Here is a 13692-nt window from a genome sequence, read left to right as displayed (position 1 = left end):
TACCAGCTCGAAGCCAGGGTGGACGAGCAGAACGCGGTCCCCGAGCAGAACGAGGCCAACAACGGCCACACCGCGCCATCACCCCTGGTCGTCGCCGACGCGCCAGGCCCGGACCTGCAGATCCTCGGCCTGACCGCCACGCCGCCGAACCCCGCCGCCGGCACCCGCGTCACCTTCACGGTGGCCGTCAGGAACCGCGGCACCACCACGACCGGCGCCACCACGGTCACCCGGGTCGCGATCGGCGGCACCACGCTCGACACCCCGACCTCGCCCATCGCCGCGGGCGCGACGGAGAACGTGGCCGTGAGCGGCGGCTGGACCGCCACGAGCGGTGGCGCCACCGCCGTCGCCACCGCGGACGCGACCGGAGCCGTGGCCGAGACCGACGAGGGCAACAACACGTTCTCGCAGCCGATCACCGTCGGCCGCGGCGCCTCGCTGCCGTACGTCGAGTACGAGGCGGAAGCGGCCTCCTACCAGGGCACCCTGCTGCAGACGGACCCGCTGCGCACGTTCGGGCACACCAACTTCGCCACCGAGTCCTCCGGCCGCAAGTCGGTCCGGCTGAACTCGACCGGCCAGTACGTCGAGTTCACCTCCGTGAACCAGGCCAACTCGATCGTGGTGCGCAACTCCATCCCGGACGCACCGGGCGGCGGCGGCATCGAGGCCACGATCAGCCTGTACGCCGACGGCGCCTTCGTACGGAAACTCACCCTCTCCTCCAAGCACAGCTGGCTGTACGGCACCAGCGACGACCCGGAGGCGCTGACCAACACCCCGCAGGCCGACGCGCGCAGGCTGTTCGACGAGTCGCACGCGCTGCTGTCGCGCTCGTACCCGGCCGGCACCAAGTTCCGGCTGCAGCGCGACGCCGGCGACGACGCCGCGTTCTACATCATCGACCTGATCGACCTGGAGCAGGTCGCGCCCGCGGCGGGCAAGCCGGCCGAGTGCACGTCCATCACCGACTACGGCGCCGTCCCCGACGACGGCGTGGACGACACGAACGCGATCCAGCGGGCCGTCACCGACGACCAGAACGGCGTCATCGCCTGCGTGTGGATCCCGCCGGGGCAGTGGCGGCAGGAGAAGAAGATCCTCACCGACGACCCGCTGAACCGCGGCCAGTACAACCAGGTCGGCATCAGGGACGTGACGATCCGCGGCGCGGGCATGTGGCACTCGCAGTTCCACACCCTGACCGAGCCGCACCTGGCCACGGGCGGGATCAACCATCCGCACGAGGGCAACTTCGGCTTCGACATCGACGACAACGTGCAGATCTCCGACGTGGCCATCTTCGGCTCCGGCCGGATCCGCGGCGGCCCAGGCGGCGCCGAGGGCGGGGTCGGGCTGAACGGCCGCTTCGGCCGGAACACGAAGATCAGCAACGTCTGGATCGAGCACGCCAACGTAGGCGTCTGGGTCGGCCGCGACTACGACAACATCCCCGAACTGTGGGGGCCGGCCGACGGGCTGCAGTTCAGCGGCATGCGCATCCGCGACACCTACGCCGACGGCATCAACTTCAGCAACGGGACGCGGAACTCGCGCGTGTTCAACTCCAGCTTCCGCACCACCGGGGACGACTCGCTGGCCGTCTGGGCCAACCCGTTCGTCAAGGACCCGTCGGTGGACATCGCCCACGACAACACGTTCGTCAACAACACCATCCAGCTCCCGTGGCGGGCCAACGGCATCGCGATCTACGGCGGCTACGGCAACAAGATCGAGAACAATCTGGTGTACGACACCATGAACTACCCCGGCATCATGCTGGCCACCGACCACAACCCGCTGCCCTTCTCCGGTCAGACGCTGATCGCCGGCAACGCGTTGTACCGCTGCGGCGGCGTCTTCTGGGGCGAGGCGCAGAAGTTCGGCGCCATCACCTTGTTCGCCCAGAACCGCGACATCACCGGCGTGACCATCCGCGACACCGAGATATCCGACTCGACCTATGACGGCATCCAGTTCAAGGCGGGCGGCGGCAACATGCCCGGCGTCGCCATCGCGAACGTCCGCATCGACAAGTCCAACAACGGCGCGGGCATCCTGGCCCACGGCGGCGCCCGGGGCAGCGCGACCCTGAGCGGCGTCACCATCACGAACTCGGCGACCGGCGACATCGTCAGGGAACCGGGCACCGGCTTCGTGATCACGGGCGGATAGCGCACCCCAGGGCCGGGGCGGGCGGTCACCGCCCCGGCCAGTGCGGGTCGAACAGGTCGAACCTGTTCGGCAGGCCCAGCAGGTAGCGCGCGTCGTCGGTGTCGTGCAGCAGCCTGAACTCGCGCGGCACGTACAGGCTGAACAGCCGGGCCCGGGCTGCGGAGGAGCCGGAGGCGTCCAGAACGGCGTTGGCCGTCATGCGCCCGGCCTCGTTCGCGCCCTCCATCGTGGCCAGGTTGATGCTGTTGCGGACGTGGTCGGCGGCCAGGAAGAGGTTGGGGATGGCGGTGCTGGCGCCCGGCCGGTCCGCCCAGGAGGAGGGCGTGTTGATGAGCAGCGGCTCGTCGTTGGCCACCGCCGGCGTGGCCTCGCCGGTGATCGCCGGGTCGACGTACCAGAACCGTACGATCGAGTCGGGCAGCAGCGCCGCGCCGCCGGGCAGCGCCGAACGCACCTGGGCGAGCACCTCTTGGACGATCTGCGGCCGGGTGCACTGCTTGGCCGTCTTGCCGAACAGGATGCCCGGCGTGTTCCAGTCCGACAGGTCGAGCGACAGGCAGTCGGTGACGGTGCCGTCGCCGTAGCGCGCCGCGAAGTCCCCGGACCAGAACTGGGCCTGGCTGATCGAGGTGAGCGCCCACGGGGTGGCCGCGTAGATGAGGTGGCCGTTCGCGATCGGGCGGGGCTCCTTCAGGTAGATCATGACCCCGTTCATCCAGTCCCGTCTCCAGCCGGTCCAGCCGGGCCAGCGCGGGGTCGGCGGTCTTCATCGCGGGCGTCAGCAGCGGCCGCAGCCGCTCGCCCGTCGCCCGCCTGGCCGGCGCCGGAAGCCCGCGCGTGTCCCACGCCAACGGGCGGGCCTGTTACTACGCCTACTACGAGGACCCGCGCGCGGAGTGGCGCGACACCGCCGCGATGTGGCTGACCGGTCGCGAGCTGGGCAACGCCTTCCCCTGCGATGCGGGGCTGACGCTGGTCCTGCTGATGCCGCCGGCCGAGCACCCGTCGTACTTCCGCCGCTCGTCGGGCCCCGGCTGGGCGCTGGCCGGGGACGCAGGGCATTTCAAGGACCCGGTCACCGCGCAGGGCATCCGCGACGCCGTACGGTTCGGGCGGCTGCTCGGGGAGGCCGTCGCCGGCGTCCTGGACGAGCCCGCCGCGCTCGACCGGGCCACCCGAGCGTGGGAGCGCACCCGCGACGCGCCGTGCGTGCGCACCTACCACTGGACGAACTGCTCAGGCGCGGCGACGGCCTGGCCCACGTGCGGTTCGAGCTGCTCAGGGCGCTCACCGCGGACGAGGACGGCGTGCGCCGCGTCCTTGACACCTACTCCCGCCTGCGCGACCCGCGCGCGACCCTCGCTTTGCCCGTCCTGCTCGGTGCCACCGCCCGCGCGCTGCGGCACGGGGCCGGGCAGCGCGCGGCCATCGTGCGCGCGGCGGGGGAGGCCCTGGCCGAACTCGCCGGCCATCGACGCGAGGCCCGACGTCTCCTGTCGAAGCCATGACCGCCGGTCGCCTCGCGGGCGTCCGAGGTCACTTCGCGGGGCGGATGCGGATGACGGCGGTCTTGCCGACCGCGCCGAGCACCTCCAGGCGCATCTTGTTGATGACCGTCTTCATCCCGACGGAGCAGTCCAGGATCACGTAACCGGGCGCGCCTTGCGACGGTCCCGTGATGGAGGCGCTGCAGCCGGCGCCCTTGGAGAAATTCGAGCCGGTCAGCGGCGCGAACATCGTCACCGTGCGGGAGTTGACGCCGGTCACCTGGATCGGGCCGATGCCGTAGCGCACCGGCAGCGGGATCTGGGCCTTGCGTTTCACCCGGATCTCGCACCTGCCGTCCGCGCACGAACGTCGATTGCCGCCGTCGGCCGCATCGGGCAGCTTCGGGCGGGGCGACGGGCTCGCGGACGCGGTGGCGGATTCGGTGGCGGACGCGGTGGCGGACGCGGTGGTGGAGGGCGTGCTGGACGCGGCGGGTGAGGTGGCGGGTGCTGTGGCGGGGGAACCGCCGGAGGACGTGGGGGATGCGGTGGCGGGCGCACCGGACGCGGCGGCGTCGCCGGGTGCCGGCTCCTGCGCGGAGCACGACACGAGCGCGACGGCGGCAGCCGTACCGAGCAGAACGCGGGCCAGCGGGCGCGAGCAGTCCATACGGGCACTCAACCGCATCCGCACGGGGACCGGTCCGGATCGCGCGCCCCTTTCCTGGGCCGTCAGTCGCCCCCGCCGCCACCCCCGCCACCCCCGTCGCCGCCCCAGCCACCACCCCCGTCGCCGCTGTCACTGCTGTGACTGTGGTAGGAGCCGGGCATCCCTGATCCGTAGCGTGGAATGCCGGGGTTGCCGGAGCCTCTGCGCAGGGCCGGCGAGCCGCTGAGCAGCGACCACACCGACCGTACGATGATGAGCGCGATCGCGATCATGAATACGGCTGCCACGATGGTCGAGAACGTCACAAGACTTCACCCCCGTGAGTCTGGAAATCTCCCGTTCCGCCCACGGTAGACAGGGCGCCCGCGCCCCCGGGGCTTCTGAACCTTCTGCTCGCCGCCGGAAGCGGGTCTCTCAGCCCGGCCGGCCGGCGGGGCGGCAGGCGTCGAGGAGGAACACGCACTCCATCGCGACCTGCGCGGCGAGAGCGCCGGTCAGGCCCGCGTGGTCGTGCGGCGGGCTCACGGTGTTGACGTCGAAGGCGGCGAAGCCGAGCCCACGCAGCCCGCGCAGGATGCTCAGCCCCTCCCGCACCGTGATCCCGCCCCAGGAGGGGGTGACCACGCCGGGCGCCGCGGACGGGTCGAAGACGTCCATGTCCCAGCAGAGGTAGACGGGAGCGCCGGCGAACCGGGCCCCGGATCCGCTCGACCGGCGCGGGCACGCCCATGGCGGTGAACTCGTCCAGGGCGACGACCTCGTAGCCGAGGTCCCTGGCCACGCCCACGATCCCGGGGCTGCCCCGGTGCTCGGTGTCGCGCATGCCCACGTGCAGCGAGGCCGCCGGGTCGATCAGCCCCTCGGTCACGGCGTGCACGAACGTGTTGGCGTTGTTGTACTCGTGGGGGTAGACGCCGTCGTACGCGTCGGTGTGGGCGTCGAAGTGGAGCATCGCGAAGCCGTCCCGATGCCGTCCCGATGCCGTTTCAGCGCCCGGAGCTGGGGCAACGTGACCGCCCCGTCGCCGCCCAGGGTCAGCGGCACGGCGCCCGCCGCGAGGATCCGTGACACCCCGGCCTCGATGGCGGGAAAGCTCTGGCCGACGCCGCCCGGCCGGACGTCCACGTCGCCCGCGTCGATCACGCCGAGCTCGCGCGGCAGGTTCGTGCCTGCTCGCGGACAGGTCCTGACCGGCGGGAACCCCGAACAGCGTGCCCACCGGCGAGACCGGCATGGCCGCTGTACGCGTCATTCCCGCATATCAACGATCATTTGCCCGGTTTTCGAGGCGACCGCCACCGGTCCGGGATTGTGTCTCGACGCTCCAGGGGCGTCCACCTACAGTTCGGGCATGCGGGTGTGCGCGCACTGGCTCGGCGAGGGCTTGCGGTGCCGGATTCCGTTGCGGTGGATCAGACGCGGCGGGCTGGGGGCCGCGGATCACGCAGCCGCGGATCGCGGGGGCCGGCGATCACGACGCTCCGTTCGCCCGCGACGGCGAACGGGCCGGATCGCCGGACGCACCTGGCGGCTCTCAACGCGAGGAGTGTCCTGTCCTACGAGAACCGGTTCCCAGAGGGGCACGATCATGGAGACCCTTCCCCTGCTCAGCATGGGGTTCGACGGAGCTCGCTTGCAGGCCACGCGGCATGCCGTCTCCGGCCGGGCCCGGGGGCAGGGGCTGGCGGGCGAGCGGCTGGAGGACTTTCTCGCGGCGGTCAACGAGGGCGTGGTCAACGCCGTCCAGCACGGCGGCGGGCAGGGCAGGCTGCGCATGTGGCGGGTGGACGGCGCGCTGCTGTGCGAGGTCCGCGACACGGGGCCGGGCATCCCCGATCCCGTGCTCGACGCGGAGGGCCTGCCGCCGTGCGCGGCTCCCGGCGGCCGGGGGATCTGGCTGATGCGCCGTCTGAGCGACGAGGTGCGCTTCACCACCGGCCCCGGCGGGACGGTCGTCCGGCTGAGCATGCGGCTGCCGGCCGGCGCGGACATGACTGAAGCCGTGGGGCGGGTCACAGGGAGCTGATCGCGCGGTCCCCGGTGGTCGTGACGATGCTCCACGGTGAGCCGGCCAGCGGGAAACGGTGCGGGGCCGGCTGCGGGAGCAGGGAGCCGGCGGGCAGGCGGGCAGGCGGGGCGAGTCGGTCGCCACCACCCGGTCCTCGCCGTTCACCAGCGTGATCGTGGTCGGGCCGGCGGCCAGCACGCCGGGCGCGACGATGACGCCGGCCCCCGCGACCACGTCGTGCGCCCGGCTCAGGCAGGCGAAGATCTCGGGCCGGACCCCGGCCGGGTCGGCGCAGGCGAAGGAGCCGGAGGCGCGGTAGCAGGCCACGACGCTGTCGAGGACGCGATCCAGCGAGTCGAGGATGTCCGCGACGATCGTGCGAACCCGGCCGGGCCGGCCTACCTGCCGGCCGCCCGGCCGTACGACAAGGGCGGAGCTCCTTCGGGCGACGCCATCCCACAGGAGGTCCCCCGATGACGTTCAGCTACGTGATGCTCCCCGACTACCCGCTGCGCGAGTCGCCGGCCTCCATCCGCCTGGCCGACGAACTCGGCTTCCACGCCTGCTACGCCGCCGACGAGACCTGACACAAGGACCTGTGGCTGCTGTTCGCCGCCGCCGCGCAGCAGACGTCGCGCATCAGGTTCGGGCCCAGAGTCTCCTCGGTGGTGCTGCGCGAGCCGACGCTGATCGCCCAGGCGGCGGCCACGCTCGACGAGCTCGGCGACGGCCGCGCCGAGGTGGTGCTGTCCAGCGGCAACTTCGGGCTGCTCGCCCAGTACGGCATCGACTGGGCGGTCACCAAGCCGCTGTCGCGCGTCAAGGAGGCGGCCCACGTGGTCCGCACCCTGCTGGACGACGGCGCGATCACCTTCGACGGCGAGTTCTTCAGGTACAGCGGCCCGTTCACCTTCGCCCGCCCGGTCCAGGAACGCGTACCGGTCAAGCTCGGCGCGATGCGCGGGCCGCGTTCGTTCCGGGCGGCCGGCGAGCTCTCCGACGGCGTGCACCGCGCGCTCAGCTACACCCGCGAAGCCTACGACTACCTGGTCGAGAGCTTCCGGGCCGGCGCGGAGAAGGCGGGCAAGGACCCCTCGTCGATGGACATCGGCGCCTGGGTCGTCTTCGCCACCGGCCCCGACCCGGCCGTGGCCAAGGAGGTCGCCCGCGGCATGGTCGGCCTGTACGCCTCGTCCATGCCCGCCGAGCAGCTCGAACGCAACGGCGTCGGCCCGCGCGCGATGAAGCCATCGTGGACGCCCTCGGCGCCGGCGCCCTGGCCAGGGCGGTCGAGCTGACCACCCCCGAGCTGGGGGAGCGGCTGCCCGTCTCGGGCATGCCGGAGGAGTGCGTGGCCAAGATCAAGCGCGAGATCGAGCCGGCCGGCGTCAACGACATGATCCTCGCGGTCACGGACGCGACGCTGGTCAAGCAGTTCATGGGACGGGAGCTGCCCGAGGTGGCCGACGTGGACACCCAGCTCAGGCTGATCCACGACCGGATCATGCCCGCCTTCACCTGACCGGCGGCGAGCCCCCGCACCGGTGGTGGGGGGCGGGGGCTCGGTCGTCAGGAGCCGCAGTGCTCGAACGGGCTGGTGTAGGAGTCGCTTCCGATGGAGCCGCCCCACTTGACGCACGTCCCGGGCGCGGACCGCGTCACCGGCCCGGCGTAGTAGCCGAAGCTGCCCGAGTTCGTCGTCCTGCTGGAACCCTCCGGCTCCAGGAAGGCCGACATCGACGACGGCGTCCCGACGTTCGTCGTCTTCAGCGTGGTGACGCAGTTGTTGCCGTTGCCGGAGTTGTAGAGCAGGTACACCCGCCCGCCGGTGAGGGCGGCCGAGTCGATGGTCGCGTAGCCGCTGCCGCAGACCTCTTCCGGCGTGTACGGGTTGCCGCCGCAGGCGTTGGTGCTGGTCACGGCCTTCTTCTGGCCCAGGGACACGGTCACGCCCTCGACCGTGGGGCTGGTGTCGACGGCTCCGCCGGAGGTGCGCTGCTCGTAGTGCAGGTGGGGCGCGTTGGAGCCGCCCGTGGAGCCGACCGTGCCGATCTGGGTGCCCTGGCCGACGCTCATCGAGCCGCCGGCCGCCCGCACCATGGTGGCGAGGTGGGCGTACCGGGTCCTGGTGCCGTCACTGTGACGGACCTCGACCCACTTGCCGTAGCTCGTGCTGCCCGCGTCGTTGAAGTACGCGGTGCCCGCGGCGGTGGCGCGCACGGGCTCGCCGTTGATGGCGTCGCTCCCGTACGTCTGCCAGTCGATGGAGCCCTCAGGATTGTGCGGCGGGGTGTCGATCCAGTTGTTGGCGTAGAACGTCTTGCCGCAGTTGAACGGGCTCTTGTGCGAGGCCATCACCCGCACGGAGGCGGCGGAGGCGGCGGAGGCGGCGGATGACGAGGCGGCCGGGGCGGCGGAGGCGGCCTGCGGGGACAGCGCCGCCGCCAAGGCGATCGAGAGGGCGAGGATCGTGGGCTTCATGGCCGTCATTCGTGCCGGCCGTGCGGGCATAGGCATGCTCACCTCTGGAGGGGGGTGGAGGTCGGGCGCCCGGGCGGATGATCGTGAAGATATCTCCGAAACTTCTTTTCATCAATGCCTGTCGCTTGAAAGTTTCCGGCTCCTTGCCGGGTGGCAGTGAATCGTTCATCGGGAAGGCCGTTCCCCGGCGCGCCGGTGAGCGCCGCTCAGGCCGGGATGAAGCGGACGAAGGGGATGCGCCGCCCCACTTCGCGATAGTCGGCCTCGCCGCCGTCCACGGCGAATCCCATGATCCGGCAGAGCCGCAGGGCGGCGACCGGATGGCGGGGCGCGTACCGGGCCATGAGCTCCGCGCCCTCGTCGGCGGAGAGCGGCGCCGCGGTGGCCTTGAGCGTCCTGCCGCCCACCTGGAGGACGACCTCGGGGATGGTCATGACGTTGCGGTACCAGTCCGCCCGCTCTCCGAAGCCGGAGGCGGCGACGTAGCCGAGCTCGTCGTGCTGGACGACCTCGATGACGGCCCGGCGGGGCAGCCCCGAGACGCGGCCGGTGTGGGTGAGCAGCATGACGCGGCCGCCCAGCAGCCGCCCCAGGCCCAGGCGGTAGAGCAGGATGGGCAGGCGCCAGAGCCTGCGGCGCAGCCCGGTCGGCGGTGCGGGCCGGTTGACGATCTCCATGGTGGTCGGCCTTTCTCGTGAGGGGTGTCGCCGTGGGCGAGGGGTCTCAGGGGCCGTCGTCCCCCAGCAGGTCTTCGGCCGCGGACAGCGCCTGGTCCATGGGCAGGTCCGCGTCGACCATGTGGTGCAGCATCAGCCCGTCGATCGCGGCGACGATCAGGGTGGCGGCGCCCTCGCGCCGGGTGGCCGGCCAGCCGGGATGCAGCAGGCCGAGCCGCTCGGCCACCTGGGCGCGCACCCGGCGCAGCTCGTCGCGCAGCACCGCCCCGAGCGCGGGGTCGCGGGTGGCCCCCACGATCAGCTCCGCGGCCAGGCGGGTCGTCCGCTCGTCGCCGCTCGCGTGGGGCAGCGTGCCGCGCATCATGCGCAGCGCCGCCCGTTCGTCCGTGACGCCGAGCAGCTCGGTGAGCAGCGGGCCGATGACCAGGTCGGTGGCCCGGCGGAAGATCGCGGCGTGCAGCCCGGCCAGCCCGCCGAAGTGGTAGTGGATCAGGCCCGGGTTGGTGCCGGCCCGCTCGGCCACGGCGCGCGTGGTGACTCCCGGCCATCCTTCCTGACCCAGCAGCGCGACGCCGGTCTCCACCAGTTGCTCGCGACGGCGGTCGCCCCGCGACGAAGTTGGTCGATCGGCCAAGTTGGTCATACGACCAAGTTATCGCGGAGCGCCCTATCGCTCCAGCCCGAACGTCACGGCGATCCGCCGGACGAGGTCGTCCTCGGCGTCGCCGGCCGTGACCTCGATCCCGTGCAGTCCCAGGCGCCGGACCTGCCCGGCGAGCCGGTCGGTGAACAGCGCGTCGCGTTCGAGCACGTTCCGCAGCGCCCGCCGCGGATCGCCGGTCCTGGCCAGGAAGGCCCAGTCCGGTCCGCCGCGGCCGTCGAACACCGCCCGGCGGAAGGAAGGCGTCGGCAGCAGCCACACCGCCTGGTCCACGTCGGCGAGCAGCGGCCGGACCAGGTCCGGGAGCAGCCGGAACCCCTCAGCGAGCACCGGGCGATCGGCGGGCAGGACGAGCAGGTCCTCGACGATCAGCTCGAAGCCTTCGCCGCGATACCAGTGGAAGGTGTCCAGCATCTCGCGCGGGCTCCTGCTCACCCAGCGCTCGTCCATGTCCATGGCGGCGAACCGGCCCAGGTAGGGAGCCCGGTCCGCGGGCAGGCGGCGGGCATGATCGGGCATGACCGCGTCGGTGTCGTACAGACGCATGCCATGGCGGTCGGCGAGGCGACGGGCGACGGTGGACTTGCCGGCCCCGCTGCCGCCGCCGATCCAGTGGACGTGGCGCAGCCGTCGCCTCAGGCCATCAGCCGGTTCGTCGTACATGCTCAGAGCTGGTTCCTGATCGGCCCGGGAGTGTCCGGGAACGGCTGGGCGAGGTAGCCCGCCACCTCGGCCGGAGTGAGCAGCCGCGCCTCGCGCAGGATCTCCAGCGACTCCTGCCAGGATCGCCTGGCCTCGTCGTGCCGCCCGAGGTCGTAGAGCGTGTGGCCGAGCCACCAGCAGGACACCGCGGCGCCCATCAGGTGTCCGGCCGTGCGCTGGAGCTCGATCGCCTGCCGGTACCTCTCGACGGCGACGGACAGCATCCCGCAGGCCCGGTAGGCGTCGGCCAGGGAGTCGTTGGCGATGCCGAGGTCGCCGGTGTCGCCCGACTCCTCCGTGAGCGCCAGGGCGTGCCGCGCCTCGCTCACGGCTTCCTCATGTCTCCCCTGACGGTAGAAGACGTGCACCCGGTTGTTGCGCACGTAGGACTCGTGGGCCCTGCGCTTCGTCCGTTCGGTGATGGCGAGGGCCTCGTCCAGCGCGGCGTGCGCGCCGTCGTAGCGGCCCAGCAAGGTGTAGGTGACGCCGAGGTCGTTGAGGATCCCCGCCTTCTTGTCCGGCAGCCCCGCCCGGTCCCAGCAGGCCAGGCCCTCCTTGAGGTGGGTCGCGCCCGTCAGGAAGCGCCCGAGCTGCTGGTGGACGCCGCCGAGCCCCTGCAACAGGTATGCGCGGGCGGTCCAGTCCTGCTGTTTCCCGGCCAGTCGCAGCGCCTCCTCGGTCACCTCGATGAGCTCGGGGAACCAGCCCCGGCGCTCGAACAGCCACGTGATGGCGTTCGCCAGGCCCGCCGTCGAGGGGTCGGCGTCGCGCGCCGCCTGCCGGGCCGCCGCGAGGAGGTTGTCCCGCTCGCGCCGCACCCAGTCGTTGGCGTCCGCCAGGGAGGTGAGCTCTTGCCCTGGCCGCTCGGTGGGGAACAGGTCACCGGCCACGCCGTCACCGAAGAGGAGCCCGCACGCCCGCTGCGCCGTGGCCAGGTAGTGGTCCAGCACGCGCCCGGCCGCGCCGGCCCGGTCCTCGCCGGGGACCTTCTGCTCGCGGGCGTACAGCCGGACGAGGTCGTGGATGCGGTAACGGCCGGAGTCGGCGGGTTCGAGCAGGCGGGCGTCCGTCAGGTGCTCCAGTGCGGTCTCGGCGCGGTGCTCGGTCCAGTCCGTCAGCGCGGCGGTGGTGGCCAGGGTGTGCGTGGGCAGGTCCACCAGCCCCAGCAGGGCCAGCAGCCGCGCCGCGTCCTGCCTTCCCGGCTCCTCGCGCAGGTGCTCGTGGCTGACCGCGAGACTGGCGCGCACGGCCAGGTCGGCGTACTCCAGCAGGTCGAGCCGCCGGGTGGCGTCGGCCAGCCGGACCGCGAGATCGGCCGGCGACCAGTCGGGACGGGCCGCCAGGCGGGCTCCCATGATGCGCAGCGCGAGCGGGAAACCGCCGCAGAGCCGGGCGATCTCCAGCGCCGCCTCCGGCTCGCCCTCCACCCGGCCGGCTCCGGCGACCCGGGCGAGCAGCGCGACGGCTTCGGCGTCGTCGAGCCGGTCGAGCCGCAGGTGCCGGGCGTTGTCCAGGGTGGCCAGCGGATCGCGGCTGGTGACCAGGACCCGGCAGCCCGGCCCCGCGGGCAGCAGCGAGCGGACCTGGCGGGCGTCGCGGGCGTTGTCGAGGATCACCAGCAGGTGGCCCGCCGCGGTGAGCGAGCGGTAGCGGGCGGCGGCCTCCTCGGCGTCCACGGGGACGGCGGTGCCGTCCAGGCCCAAGGAGCGCAGCAGGTGGCGGAGGGCTTCGACGGGCGTCAAGGGGGTGAGCCCGGCGGTGGATCCGTGCAGGTCGACGTAGATGACGCCGTCGGTGAAACGTCCGGCGACGGAGTGGGCGACGTGGACGGCGAGCGCGGACTTGCCGATGCCACCCGGCCCGCTGATCACGCTGACCGCGGCCCCGCTCGCCGAGCCGGTCTCGGGGGCGCCGGTCAGGTCGGTTTTGAGTTGTTCGATCTCGGCCGTCCGCGCCGTGAACGCCTGGGTGTCGGCGGGCAGTTCGGCGGGGGTGGTGGGCCCCCCGGGCGCGTTCCGCCGTTCCGGTGGCAGGTCGAGCTCGGGATCCTTGACGAGTACGGCCTGCTGGAGCCGCCGAAGCTCCGCGCCGGGTTCGATGCCCAGCTCCTCGACCATGGTCCGGCGCAGGCGCTGGTAGACCTCAAGGGCCTCGGGCGCACGGCCGTCGCGGTACAGGGCGAGCATGAGCTGGGCGGCCGGTCGTTCCCGCAGCGGATGCGTGCTGACGTACGCGGCGAGCTCACCGGTCAGGGCGCGGTGGTCGCCGGCGGACAGACGCAGCTCGGCGTGGTCCTCCAGGACGGACAGCCGCTCCGCCTCCAGCCGGTCGGCCTCGATCCGCGCCCAGGTCGCGTCCACCTCGCCCAGCGCCGGGCCCCGCCACAGCCCGAGCGCCCCGCGGAACAGCCCGTCCGCGCTCGCGAAGGAGCCCTCGGCGCAGGCCGCCCTGGCCCGCCCGGCCAGGCCGGTGAAGGCGTGCGCGTCCACGTGTTCCGGTTCGAGCGCGAGCCGGTAGCCGCCGAGCACGGTCTCGATGAGCTCAGCGCCGCCGTGGGCGGCGAACGCCTCGCGGAGCTTCGAGATCACGATCTGCACCTGCTTGCCCGCGGTCGCTGCCGAGCTGCTCTCCCACACGTCGGACAGCAGCCGCTCGGCCGGCACGGACTGCCCCGCGGCCAGCGCGAGCCGGGCCAGCACCCCCACCCGTCGCGCCCCGGCGATGTGCACCGGTTCGCCGTCCGCCTCGACCTCCCAAGGCCCGAGGCACCTGATCTCCAGTCTCAAGGGAGCGCTCCCGTCGTCAAGGAAGATCGCCAAGTCTAGCGA

Annotated in this window: 14 protein-coding genes and 3 pseudogenes; 6 read left to right on the top strand and 11 right to left on the bottom strand. The window is 72.5% G+C overall.

Annotated elements, in window-relative coordinates; translation table 11 throughout:
* A partial coding sequence (locus ABFX54_RS20925; RefSeq protein ID WP_346107166.1) for a CARDB domain-containing protein occupies positions 1–2178 on the top strand: 2178 nt, incomplete at its 5' end.
* 25 nt (positions 2179–2203) lie between these two features.
* Here the strand turns inward: ABFX54_RS20925 and ABFX54_RS20920 are convergent.
* Complete coding sequence (locus tag ABFX54_RS20920; RefSeq protein WP_346107164.1) at positions 2204–2893, bottom strand: FAD-dependent oxidoreductase; 690 nt, start codon at positions 2891–2893, stop codon at positions 2204–2206.
* A gap of 490 nt (positions 2894–3383) precedes the next feature.
* On the opposite strand from ABFX54_RS20920, the gene ABFX54_RS20915 reads away from it, so the two are divergent.
* A complete protein-coding gene (locus ABFX54_RS20915; protein ID WP_346107162.1) occupies positions 3384–3686 on the top strand; it encodes a sortase family protein in 303 nt (100 codons plus the stop codon).
* Positions 3687–3714: 28 nt separating this feature from the next.
* On the opposite strand, the gene ABFX54_RS20910 is transcribed toward ABFX54_RS20915, so the two are convergent.
* From ABFX54_RS20910 to ABFX54_RS56965, 5 genes and pseudogenes are all read right to left on the bottom strand, one after another.
* Positions 3715–4335 carry a hypothetical protein gene (locus ABFX54_RS20910; protein WP_346107160.1) on the bottom strand — a complete coding sequence of 207 codons (621 nt, stop codon included), beginning with the start codon at positions 4333–4335 and terminating at the stop codon, positions 3715–3717.
* Between the two features lie 62 nt (positions 4336–4397).
* On the bottom strand, positions 4398–4640 hold the full coding sequence (locus tag ABFX54_RS20905) for a hypothetical protein (RefSeq protein ID WP_346107159.1): 243 nt from the start codon (positions 4638–4640) through the stop codon (positions 4398–4400).
* A 109-nt stretch (positions 4641–4749) separates the two neighbouring features.
* Positions 4750–5004 (bottom strand): annotated as a pseudogene (locus ABFX54_RS20900) (arginase family protein); the annotation flags it as partial.
* A 28-nt stretch (positions 5005–5032) separates the two neighbouring features.
* Positions 5033–5341, bottom strand: a pseudogene (locus ABFX54_RS56970) (arginase family protein); the annotation flags it as partial.
* A gap of 32 nt (positions 5342–5373) precedes the next feature.
* A pseudogene (locus ABFX54_RS56965) lies at positions 5374–5496 on the bottom strand (agmatinase); the annotation flags it as partial.
* A 427-nt stretch (positions 5497–5923) separates the two neighbouring features.
* Between ABFX54_RS56965 and ABFX54_RS20895 the strand changes: the two are divergent.
* From ABFX54_RS20895 to ABFX54_RS20880, 4 genes are all read left to right on the top strand, one after another.
* Positions 5924–6361, top strand: a complete 438-nt coding sequence (locus ABFX54_RS20895; protein WP_346107158.1) for an ATP-binding protein — start codon at positions 5924–5926, stop codon at positions 6359–6361.
* 58 nt (positions 6362–6419) lie between these two features.
* The gene (locus ABFX54_RS20890) at positions 6420–6662 is read left to right on the top strand and encodes a hypothetical protein (protein WP_346107157.1); all 243 of its coding nucleotides are present in this window, start codon (positions 6420–6422) and stop codon (positions 6660–6662) included.
* A 277-nt stretch (positions 6663–6939) separates the two neighbouring features.
* Positions 6940–7641, top strand: a complete 702-nt coding sequence (locus ABFX54_RS20885; RefSeq protein WP_346107176.1) for an LLM class flavin-dependent oxidoreductase — start codon at positions 6940–6942, stop codon at positions 7639–7641.
* Positions 7596–7865, top strand: coding sequence for a hypothetical protein (locus ABFX54_RS20880; RefSeq protein ID WP_346107155.1), 270 nt, complete (start codon positions 7596–7598; stop codon positions 7863–7865). Before ABFX54_RS20885 ends, ABFX54_RS20880 begins: the two co-directional genes overlap by 46 nt.
* 47 nt (positions 7866–7912) lie before the next feature.
* On the opposite strand, the gene ABFX54_RS20875 is transcribed toward ABFX54_RS20880, so the two are convergent.
* The 5 genes from ABFX54_RS20875 to ABFX54_RS20855 form a co-directional block, all read right to left on the bottom strand.
* Positions 7913–8824, bottom strand: a complete 912-nt coding sequence (locus ABFX54_RS20875) for a M23 family metallopeptidase (RefSeq protein WP_346107153.1) — start codon at positions 8822–8824, stop codon at positions 7913–7915.
* A gap of 206 nt (positions 8825–9030) precedes the next feature.
* Positions 9031–9501: a nitroreductase family deazaflavin-dependent oxidoreductase gene (locus ABFX54_RS20870; RefSeq protein ID WP_346107151.1), complete on the bottom strand. Its 471-nt coding sequence runs from the start codon at positions 9499–9501 to the stop codon at positions 9031–9033.
* A gap of 46 nt (positions 9502–9547) precedes the next feature.
* Positions 9548–10144, bottom strand: a complete 597-nt coding sequence (locus tag ABFX54_RS20865; RefSeq protein ID WP_346107149.1) for a TetR/AcrR family transcriptional regulator — start codon at positions 10142–10144, stop codon at positions 9548–9550.
* Positions 10145–10168: 24 nt separating this feature from the next.
* Positions 10169–10825 carry a shikimate kinase gene (locus tag ABFX54_RS20860; protein ID WP_346107147.1) on the bottom strand — a complete coding sequence of 219 codons (657 nt, stop codon included), beginning with the start codon at positions 10823–10825 and terminating at the stop codon, positions 10169–10171.
* A gap of 2 nt (positions 10826–10827) precedes the next feature.
* Positions 10828–13650 carry an AfsR/SARP family transcriptional regulator gene (locus tag ABFX54_RS20855; RefSeq protein WP_346107145.1) on the bottom strand — a complete coding sequence of 941 codons (2823 nt, stop codon included), beginning with the start codon at positions 13648–13650 and terminating at the stop codon, positions 10828–10830.
* Between the last annotated feature and the right edge of the window lie 42 nt (positions 13651–13692).

Origin of the sequence: Nonomuraea maheshkhaliensis (assembly GCF_039529435.1) — a bacterium.
GTDB lineage: Bacteria > Actinomycetota > Actinomycetes > Streptosporangiales > Streptosporangiaceae > Nonomuraea > Nonomuraea maheshkhaliensis.
This window is presented reverse-complemented; position numbering and strand designations above follow the sequence as displayed.

Bases quoted from the DNA above. Each gene is read 5' to 3' on its own strand.
- ABFX54_RS20920 (WP_346107164.1), bottom strand. From the start codon at position 2,893: ATGAACGGGGTCATGATCTACCTGAAGGAGCCCCGCCCGATCGCGAAC.
- ABFX54_RS20910 (WP_346107160.1), bottom strand. From the start codon at position 4,335: ATGGACTGCTCGCGCCCGCTGGCCCGCGTTCTGCTCGGTACGGCTGCC.
- ABFX54_RS20895 (WP_346107158.1), top strand. From the start codon at position 5,924: ATGGAGACCCTTCCCCTGCTCAGCATGGGGTTCGACGGAGCTCGCTTG.
- ABFX54_RS20875 (WP_346107153.1), bottom strand. From the start codon at position 8,824: ATGAAGCCCACGATCCTCGCCCTCTCGATCGCCTTGGCGGCGGCGCTG.
- ABFX54_RS20870 (WP_346107151.1), bottom strand. From the start codon at position 9,501: ATGGAGATCGTCAACCGGCCCGCACCGCCGACCGGGCTGCGCCGCAGG.
- ABFX54_RS20865 (WP_346107149.1), bottom strand. From the start codon at position 10,144: ATGACCAACTTGGCCGATCGACCAACTTCGTCGCGGGGCGACCGCCGT.
- ABFX54_RS20860 (WP_346107147.1), bottom strand. From the start codon at position 10,825: ATGTACGACGAACCGGCTGATGGCCTGAGGCGACGGCTGCGCCACGTC.